The following is a 7503-nucleotide window of genomic DNA, read 5'->3' as shown; positions in this document are numbered from 1 at the left end:
GGACGGCGAATTCGGGCCCAAATTTGGAATAGACAAAAGCCTCACCACTTCATGAAATTTAGGACGCCAAAGGCGTTAACCTTAGCGAATGAGAACCTAGCGGACGAATTCACAAGGATTCGTCCATAGTGTGCGCAATTCAATACCCCAGCAGCCACTGAATGGTGGCCCTGCCTAAAGCCTAAAGTTCACCTAAAGTTGTGTCACGAGTGGCTGTTACTTGGTTGTTCGTTCCACTTCCTGCATGGCCTCAGCTGCCCTACTTGGGTCTCCGGCGTGGCCTACTGGGGAACTACGAGCCGTTCCTGAAAGATGTACTCGGTCAGCAGCAAAGCTGCCATTTTTCGTTGATTTTCAGCTTGTTTAGCCCGATACTTGGACGGCCCGCCGATGCGATGGCAGGGTCCAGAGTCTGCGTACGCCGCAGCCTCACCGGTGTTGAAACGGTGGCTGCGGAACCAGGGAGAAACGCGATCCGGATGCCGGGCCGTGATGCGCAGGAGGCAATTCGCGGATTCCATGACATTTTTTTCTCCACCAGGAAAGACTGGGGAAGACTCAAAAAAGGAGAAGCACTCTTTTCTCTCCCAAAAGTGAGCGGCCAATATCTGCCTAGCCGAGAGAAATCTGCAAACTCACCATGGAAAAGCAGCTGCTCTCTGACGATCAGCCAGGACAGCACCGGCGCAGCAGGCCCAGCCTGGGCAACCTGCACTCAGGATTCCGGCAATTCAACCAGCGGCTTCAAGGCACCGTTTGCGCAAACCGCTCCGCGCCGCGTGGGACCAACTGGAGCTCCCGTCCGGCAACAACGCGATGCCGGGCGGCGGCGGCTTCGACAGCTCAACACCGGGCGCCTCCATCCCGACCGGCTGGACCGAGCGCCGGGAATCCGCCGACGGCCAGATTGCCCAGTTGGCGGACCGGGTCCAGGGCGACCGCCGTCGTCCTTTGCGTGCGCGTGACTGCGGTCAGACCGCGGACCACCCGCCGTCGGAAGCCAGAATGGCGCCGTTGATGTTGGTGCCGTCGTCGCTGAGCAGGAAAGTGATCGAGGCCGCCAGCTGGGCCGCGGTAGCAGGGGCCGGGATGTTCGCACCCATGAGCGGGCCGAGGCGCTCCGCGGCGAGCTGGGAGCCCCATGTCGCCTCGATGTTGGTGATGGTGGCGCCGGGAGCCACGGCGTTGAAGCGCAGACCCCCGGGCCCGTACATCACCGAGGAGTTCTTGGTCAGGCCGATGACGGCGTGTTTGGACGCGGTGTACGCGGCGCCGGCGGCGGAACCGCGGAGGCCGGCCTCGGAGGCGACGTTGACCACGGAGCCGGAACCCGCCTCGAGCATCAGCGGCACCACGGCACGGGTCAGGCGCATGAGGGCGGTGACGTTGATCCTGAATACCCTGTCCCAGGTGGCGTCGTCGACCTCGTGGATCGGGGCGAAGTGGTCCATGATCCCGGCGACGTTTGCGAGCCCGTCGACCCGGCCACCCGCGGCCGCGGCGACGGCGGCGACGGTGTCCTCGTCGGAGATGTCACCGGCCACGGGGACCACGTCCAGGCCGCCGTTCACGGCAACCAGGGCGTCCAGCCGCTCGGGGCTGATGTCGGCGGCGATAACCCTGCCGCCTTCCTTGGCAACGCGCAGGGCCGTGGCCAGGCCGATACCCGACCCGGCGCCCGTGACGATGACGGTCTTACCGGCGAAGCGGCCCGCCGTGATGGATTCCTGCCATGAAGCTTCGTTGCCCATGATGTCCTTCCGAACGATTCCAGCGCTGACGCCTTCCACCTTATGACACGCTGTGTCATAATGAAAGGGTGGATACTGGTGTGATGCTCCCGGACGATCCCGAGCCCCCCGGCATGCGTTCCGCCGGGCGTCCGGTGACCATCGATCCGGACGCCATCGCCAGTCTAGCCCTGCGGCTCTTCGCCGAAATCGGCTACGAACGAACCTCGATGGAGGACATCGCCCGCGCGGCAGGCATCGGGCGCAAGAGCCTGTATCGGTATTTCTCCAGCAAGGCCGACCTCATCTGGGGCGGCATGGAACCGGTGATCGCTGCCTCGGGGACCGCCCTCGAAGGGGCACTCGACCAGCGAGGCGACAGTGAGGACCTCGTGGCGGGGCTGCGCGCCGCGGCCGTCGCCGGGGTGGCGGTCATTTCCGATCTTTCGGTCTCGCGCGGGCGGCTGCGGCTGATCGCCGAGCATCCTGAGCTTGCCAGCCGGAGCTACGAGTCCCTGGCGCCCCAGCGCGAGCGGGCCCGGCAGCACCTGCTTGTCCTCGGCGTTCCCGAGGAAACGGCCTGCTACTTGAGTGCGGCCTACCTGGCGGCGACCTTTGAAGCGTGGATGCGGTGGGCCGCGGGCACGGACCCGGATCCGGTGCCGTATCTGCTGGCTGCCGTCGAGGTACTGCGGGTGCCGGGAGCCTGACCGGCCCCCGCGGACCGCCGGGACTGCGGGCGGACGTCTGCGTGCCTTCCGCTGCTCAAGTCGCGGTTTGACGTACCAGCCCCCGATTGTCCACAGTGAGTGGGTGCTTGCCAATGTTGAACGAAGACTGCCGCGCCCCGCGCTGACGGGCGGTCGCTCCTGGCGCCGGCAGGCCGCGGCACTGACCGGCTTTCTCGCGATGTCCTGGATCGTGTCGCTGCTGGGCTCCCTGCCGATCCGGATGAACGCCGGCTGGTACGCCCTGGCCGACAAGGCACCGTGGACACCGCCGGGGTGGTTCTTCGGCTCCGTATGGCTCGTCCTCTACGCCGCCCTGGCCGTCGCCGCGTGGCTGGTGTGGCGGCAGCGGCGCCGTCACCGCAGGGCCGCGTTCACGGTCTACGGGGTTCTCCTGCTCCTGAACCTGGTGTGGCCCCTGATGTTCTTCGGCCTGTACCCGGCAATGGGGGCCGCTGCCCTGTGGCTGGCACTCCTCGTTATTGGTGCTCATGCCGTGGTGGCGACACTCACGGTGCTCTCCTTCGGGCCGATCAGCAGGACGGCCGGAGTGCTGATGCTGCCCTACGTTTCGTGGCTCGTGTTCTCGGCGAGCCTGAACCTGTACGCTGCCGTTAACAACTGACAGGGGCCGCGCGGCGGCAGGAGAGTGCGGAATTATCCCGTGGGGTGGCATCCTGAGAGCATCATGACCGCACACGAAGAGACACACGATTCGTCACACAACGGCCCCGAGGCGCCCGGCCGTCAGGCACCCAGCGCCGGGGAATCCGGCAGCGGGGCTCAGGCTGCAGAGGACACCGGGGCGGGAACGGCCGGGGCTGTTGCGGGGACGGAGGCTGCCGGGGCCGGTGCGGGCGCAGACCTGGGCCGCCGCGGAATCTTGGCTCGGGCGCTGGGCGGCGGGACCGACCCGGATCCCCGATTCACGCTGGCCAACGAGCGCACGTTCCTGGCCTGGATCCGCACCTCGCTTGCGATGGTGGCCGGCGGCATCGCCGTGGAGGCCTTTACCTCGGAGCTCTTCGTCCCCGAAATCCGCAAGACCGTGGCTGTGCTGCTGCTCCTGCTGGGGCTGGTGACCGCCGGCGGCTCGTTCTTCCGCTGGCTCAATGTGGAACGGGCCATGCGGCACCAGGCACCACTTCCGGTGCCGCTGATCGCGCCGATCCTGGCAGCCGGCGGCGCGGTTGTTGCTGCCGTGCTGATCGTCTTCGTGATGTGGCGGCCGGCCTAGCCGTGGCACGAACGAGAATGGCCGCGGTCCACAACGACCCCGGGCTCCAGCCCGAACGCACGGACCTCGCCTGGCGCCGGACCGCGCTGACGCTGATCACGGCGGCCTGCATTTTCCTGCGCTGGATGCCCCACCACGGCTGGTTTGTCGGCACCCTGGTGGCCGCGTCACTGTTGGTCGCCCTCGGCATCGCCCTTACACAGCGACGCCGCTACCACCGGGCCGCCAGCGGCATCGGCGGAGCGGCAATGACCGCGGATGTGAGGGCGACCGCGGCCATTGCCGGCAGCGTGGTGGTCCTAGCCGGCCTGGGCATCTACACGGTGCTGTTCCTGCCGCTGCAGCGTTAGGGCACTGTCCACCACACGGGCTCAACGTTGGGGACCCCACCCCGCGTCGACTGCTCCACAACTGCCGTTTTGAGGGCTCAAAAGGGCCGTTGTGGAGCAGTCGATGGGGTTAGGCCGTGGTGACCTTCAGCAGCAGGGCGTGCTCCGGGTTGAGGCCGGGCATCGGCAGGCCGACGGCGGGTGCCTTCCGGGGTCAGGGTGGTACGGATCGCGGCGCCGGCCGGTGCAGCCGCGCGGTCATCGGCGCCTTCACTGGCGACCTCCCGCAGCCGGGCCGCGACGGATTCGGGGGTGGTGTCGTTGATGAACGCGCCCATGGCCGCCTCGGAGCCGGCCAGGTACTTGAGCTTGTCCGCGGCGCGGCGGGGCGAGGTCAGCTGCAGGTGCAGGTGGCCGGCCCGGCGCAGCGCCGGCTCCAGGGGGGCCTGGTGCCAGGCCGAGATGTAGGGCGTCGGCGTGGGGTAGAGGGCGTCGAAGCGCTTCAGCAACTCCGGGTAGAGCTGCGCCAGCTCGTCGCGCTCGGCCCCGTTCAGGCCGGCCAGGTCCGGGACCTGTCGGTGCGGGACGAGGTGGACTTCCAGCGGCCAGCGTGACGCGAAGGGGACGTAGGCGCTGAAGTGGTCGCCCTCGAGCACCATGCGGCTGCCGTCGCCGCGCTCGGCCCGGAGCAGGGAGGACGTGAGGCTCGCCGTGCCGTCCGAGCTCTCGAAGTAGTCGCCGGCCGCGGCGGCCAGGACCGCCGCGCGGGGGGTGACGTACGGGTAGGCGTAGATCTGGCCGTGCGGGTGGTGCAGGGTGACTCCGATGTCCGCGCCCCGGTTTTCGAACGGGAAGACCTGCTGGATGCCCGGGAGCGCGCTGAGTGCCTCCGTGCGGTGGGCCCAGGCGTCGATCACCGTGCGGGTCCGGCGCCAGCCCAGTTCGGCGAAGGATCCGGTGTGCTGCGGGGTAAAGGCGACCACTTCGCAACGGCCGACGGCGGGCGCGGTGGTTCCCCAGCCCGGTGCCCCGGGAACCGCGTGCGCCTCCGGCCCGAGGGAGGGAAAGCGGTTTTCGAAGACTGCGACGTCGTAGTCCGGCGCCGGGATCTCGGTCTGGTTGGCCGGCGTCGTCGGGCAGATCGGGCACTGGTCAGCCGGCGGCAGGTGCGTCCGGGACTGCCGGTGCGCCGCGATGGCCACCCATTCGCGGCTGAGCGCGTCAAAGCGCAGCTGGCCCGGTTCCGGGCGGCCGGGCAGCTCGCGGTGGTCCACGAGGGACGCGGCGGGACGCTCGGCGGAGCCGGCATCGTCAAAATAGAGGATCTCGCGTCCATCGGCCAGCCGGGTCATCGTGGTTCGCGTCATAGTTACAGTTGTACACGACAAAACATTTTCAAACAATAGCGAACAAAATGAAGCAGAAAGGTGTGTGCTCTTGCCGTGCGTGGACGTTAGGATATGCAGGAGGAAGCCTGCGCAGCCGCCGCCCACTCCCCCGTTTCCCTGCCGGAACACCCCGAAGGACGCAGAATGCTAGCCGCAGCCCGCCACTCCGCCATCATCGCGGAGGTCCAGCGCGAGCGGATTGTCCGCGTCGCGGACCTCGCCCGGATGCTGGGCGTGTCCCTGATGACCGTCCGGCGGGACATCGACGCGCTGGACGCCGCCGGTGCCGTGGAGAAAATCCACGGCGGCGCCAAGCTGCCCGGCGGCGTGGGCACCCACGAACCCGGTTTCGAACTGAAGGTGACCCAGCTGCCGGAGGAGAAGATGGCGATCGCGCACGAGGCCGCCGCCCAGGTGCGCGAGGGCATGGCGGTGGGGCTCAGCGCCGGCACCACCACGTGGGCGCTGGCCCAGCTGCTGTCCGCCGGGCCCCGGATCACCGTGGTGACCAACTCGGTGCGGATCGCCGACGTCTTCCACCAGAGCTCGTCCCCGTCCACCGTGATCCTCACCGGCGGCGAGCGCACCCCCTCGGATGCCCTGGTGGGCCCGCTGGCCACCTCGGCGCTGAAGCAGCTCCACCTGGACGTGCTGTTCCTGGGCGTCCACGGCGTCGATGCCGACGCCGGCTTCACCACGCCCAACGTGCTGGAAGCCGAGACGGACCGGGCCTTCGTCGCCGCCGCCCGCCGCCTGGTGGTCCTCGCCGACCACACGAAATGGGGCACGTTCGGCATCAGCACCATCGCCGGCCTGGAGGACGCGGACGAACTCATCTCCGACGAGGGCCTGCCCGGCGAGGCCCGGCGCATCCTCGGCGAGCGCGTGGGCCGGCTGCGGATTGCGGGCGACCGGGCCGGGGCCGTGGGCAGGTCCGTCCGGCCGGGGCGTTAGGACTGACCCGCGCCACAGACTAGGCTTGAAACCATGACGTTGGGGGACGCTATGAACAAACCGCTGCCCGAGGCACCTAAGCCCGGTCACATGGCCGCACCGCCGCCTTCTGGCGCCGGTCCCAGAGCAACACCGGCCCTGAACCCTCTTGAACTGCAGGCCCTGATCGAACACGCCGGGCGTTCTGCCGCCGCCAGATTCGCGGACGATTTCCTCAAACTGTTCGAGGGCCGCCTCACCCGCGTGGACGCAGCACTGACAACAGCGGACCCCGCAGCCGCCCTTGACGCCGTCCTCAGCCTCAAGGCAAGCTCGGCCATGCTCGGAGCGGAGCGGATGGCCGTCTACTGCACAGGGCTGGAAACGGAACTCCGCGGACAACGGATACCCCACGCCGGTGCGCTCCCGCGGCTCGCCGCCGAGTTCAAATCAGCCTTGGCGGGCGCCGTCGCAACTGCGTTTCCCGACGACGCCGGCGACGCCAGGGCTCCGGCCCCTGCCCCCTGATCATTGCGGGGCGAGTTCGCCGTAGAAATAGGAGGCCGTGACGCCGCCGTCCATGAGGAAGTCGCTGCCGGTGATGAACGCGCCGTCCGGGCCCAAGAGCAGCGCGCCGACGGCGCCGACCTCGTCCGGAGTGCCGCCCCGTCCCGCCGGGGACAACTCGATCATGCGCCGGTATCCGCCGCCGCGGGGGCCGGCCATCTCGTCCTTGGCGAGAGGGGTGAAAATAATGCCGGGGCTGATCGCGTTGATCCGCGCGCCCCGTTTGCCCCAGCGCACGGCCTCGGCCATCACGGGCAGCGAATCGCCGCGCTTAGCCAGCTGGTAGGCGTGGAGCGAATCTGCGACCCGGCCCGGTTGGAGCATCGGAAGCGTCAACAGCTCGTCGGCCGGCGTCGTCGCCAGGGCCGTGTTCTCCTCGGGGGTCAGAGCGCCCAGGCAGTGCCCGGACTGCGAAGCGATAACGACGACGGCGCCGCCACGGGCGATCACGTTTCCGAACTCCTCCAGCACCAAGGCCGTCCCGTACAGGTCCACGGCGAGGATGGCGGCCGGCGGGGCCTGGCTGGGCGAGACCCCCGCGGCGTGGATGACACCCGTGACGTCACCGAGTGCCGTGGCTTTCCGGACCAG

10 protein-coding genes are annotated in these 7503 nt (G+C 68.5%); 6 read left to right on the top strand and 4 right to left on the bottom strand.

The features are described 5' to 3' along the window. Positions 1 to 322: 322 nt before the first annotated feature. The gene (locus QK291_RS09680; RefSeq protein ID WP_282381206.1) at positions 323 to 715 is read right to left on the bottom strand and encodes a hypothetical protein; all 393 of its coding nucleotides are present in this window, start codon (positions 713 to 715) and stop codon (positions 323 to 325) included. 256 nt (positions 716 to 971) lie between these two features. Continuing rightward, entirely contained in the window at positions 972 to 1751 is a 780-nt protein-coding gene (locus QK291_RS09675) for an SDR family NAD(P)-dependent oxidoreductase (protein ID WP_282381204.1), read from the bottom strand. A 68-nt stretch (positions 1752 to 1819) separates the two neighbouring features. Here QK291_RS09675 and QK291_RS09670 point away from each other — a divergent pair, with 68 nt between their 5' ends. The 4 genes from QK291_RS09670 to QK291_RS09655 all read left to right on the top strand — a co-directional run bounded on the left by QK291_RS09670 (position 1820) and on the right by QK291_RS09655 (position 4045). Continuing rightward, positions 1820 to 2440 (top strand): TetR/AcrR family transcriptional regulator, encoded by a 621-nt coding sequence (locus QK291_RS09670; protein WP_282381202.1) that lies wholly within the window; start codon positions 1820 to 1822, stop codon positions 2438 to 2440. Between the two features lie 103 nt (positions 2441 to 2543). Further along, positions 2544 to 3083, top strand: a complete 540-nt coding sequence (locus tag QK291_RS09665; RefSeq protein ID WP_282381200.1) for a TspO/MBR family protein — start codon at positions 2544 to 2546, stop codon at positions 3081 to 3083. A gap of 240 nt (positions 3084 to 3323) precedes the next feature. Beyond that, entirely contained in the window at positions 3324 to 3695 is a 372-nt protein-coding gene (locus tag QK291_RS09660; protein ID WP_282381226.1) for a DUF202 domain-containing protein, read from the top strand. Positions 3696 to 3697: 2 nt separating this feature from the next. Then, the gene (locus QK291_RS09655; RefSeq protein ID WP_348994567.1) at positions 3698 to 4045 is read left to right on the top strand and encodes a DUF202 domain-containing protein; all 348 of its coding nucleotides are present in this window, start codon (positions 3698 to 3700) and stop codon (positions 4043 to 4045) included. Positions 4046 to 4122: 77 nt separating this feature from the next. Here the strand turns inward: QK291_RS09655 and galT are convergent, their stop codons facing one another. After that, positions 4123 to 5391: a galactose-1-phosphate uridylyltransferase gene (gene galT / locus QK291_RS09650; protein WP_282381199.1), complete on the bottom strand. Its 1269-nt coding sequence runs from the start codon at positions 5389 to 5391 to the stop codon at positions 4123 to 4125. A 165-nt stretch (positions 5392 to 5556) separates the two neighbouring features. Here galT and QK291_RS09645 point away from each other — a divergent pair, with 165 nt between their 5' ends. Both QK291_RS09645 and QK291_RS09640 read left to right on the top strand, forming a co-directional pair. Beyond that, positions 5557 to 6366 carry a DeoR/GlpR family DNA-binding transcription regulator gene (locus tag QK291_RS09645; RefSeq protein WP_282381198.1) on the top strand — a complete coding sequence of 270 codons (810 nt, stop codon included), beginning with the start codon at positions 5557 to 5559 and terminating at the stop codon, positions 6364 to 6366. Positions 6367 to 6399: 33 nt separating this feature from the next. Further along, the gene (locus tag QK291_RS09640) at positions 6400 to 6873 is read left to right on the top strand and encodes an Hpt domain-containing protein (RefSeq protein WP_282381196.1); all 474 of its coding nucleotides are present in this window, start codon (positions 6400 to 6402) and stop codon (positions 6871 to 6873) included. Here QK291_RS09640 and QK291_RS09635 read toward each other — a convergent pair whose 3' ends face one another. Continuing rightward, positions 6874 to 7461, bottom strand: a complete 588-nt coding sequence (locus tag QK291_RS09635; RefSeq protein WP_282381222.1) for an SDR family oxidoreductase — start codon at positions 7459 to 7461, stop codon at positions 6874 to 6876. It lies immediately after the preceding gene. Positions 7462 to 7503 lie beyond the last annotated feature (42 nt).

Source organism: Arthrobacter sp. AL12 (assembly GCF_029960645.1).
Taxonomy (GTDB): Bacteria; Actinomycetota; Actinomycetes; order Actinomycetales; family Micrococcaceae; genus Arthrobacter.
This window is presented reverse-complemented; position numbering and strand designations above follow the sequence as displayed.